The organism is Candidatus Obscuribacterales bacterium (genome assembly GCA_036703605.1).
GTDB lineage: Bacteria > Cyanobacteriota > Cyanobacteriia > RECH01 > RECH01 > RECH01.
The window spans coordinates 1-1,093 of record DATNRH010001103.1 but is presented as its reverse complement, the minus strand read 5'-3'; the positions used below and the strand labels follow the sequence as shown (position 1 = coordinate 1,093).

1 protein-coding gene is annotated in these 1,093 nt (G+C 50.5%); it reads left to right on the top strand.

All coding sequences use genetic code 11. From position 1 onward, the window contains the following. The first annotated feature begins 126 nt into the window (after positions 1 to 126). The gene (locus tag V6D20_22920; protein HEY9818633.1) at positions 127 to 771 is read left to right on the top strand and encodes a Crp/Fnr family transcriptional regulator; all 645 of its coding nucleotides are present in this window, start codon (positions 127 to 129) and stop codon (positions 769 to 771) included. Positions 772 to 1,093 lie beyond the last annotated feature (322 nt).

The window sequence follows — 1,093 nt, the reverse complement described above, 5'->3', positions numbered from 1 at the left end:
TCGCTTCATATAGACGAGGGCGATCGCCCATGATCGCCAAACCTTAACCAAACCCCAACCTCGCAATTACCTACTCTTTAATCGAGCCTCCTATAGTAAGGGCAGCGTTTCGAGATTATAGTTACTATGCTTCATTCCCCGGTTCTAGAAGCGCCGCTCCAAGCTGACCTGCGTCAGTTGCTTGAAGAACTCTATCAGGGACGAAGTCTATATCCTTACACCAGCGGTCAGGTCATCGAGATGCAGCCAGATGAAATCTGGGTGGTCTGCCGTGGGGTCGTTCAATTAGGAACGCTCTATGACAGCGGTGATGAGTCGCTTCTGGGTTTGGCTTGTTCATCCATGCCCTTTGGCTTGCCGCTCACCCTTATTCGTCCCTATCAGGCGATCGCCCTTTCGGATGTTGATCTAATGCGATTGACCTTAGCCGAGGTTGAACAATCGCCAGCTCTTGCGCAAGGAATCTTCCGCCATGTAGCTCGGCGTCTTCAGCAAACCGAGGCGATCCTGGCTATGGTGGGCTATCGTCGAGTTGAAGATCGCCTACGTCATTTGATCTTATTGTTGACCCAGCAAGTGGGGCAGCCCTGTGAAACCGGAACTCGTGTGGGTGTGCGGCTCACCCATCAGCAGCTTGCGAACGCTATTGGCACCACTCGGGTAACCGTGACGCGCCTGCTCACCCAACTGCGAGAAGAGGGTTGGATCACCATCGACCGACAGCGTCACCTGGTCGTATGCAATCCCCTTCTATCTCAAGAGTCTAGGTAAGAATATTCAGACTTTTCAGTAAAACTATCAGGTTGGGCTATGAGGTGCGACGAGGAATACAGCTCCTCGCCCCTCTTTTTTTATGGATATTTATCCAATGGTGAACTTAAATAAGCTGCAATGTAGTGTTAGGCAAAGCCGTAATGCACCTTTGTGCTGATGAGAAGAGGATTGGGCGAAGCTGAAACCCGTCAATATAGCTTCATTTCATTGAGTTCACCTACGTATTATGGTAGCTTGGGCTCAGGTTCATGATTCCATCATCCTATCCCAATCATGCAAAGCACTATCACCCTGGGCAATGTCCTGGCTCTGTTTGGCG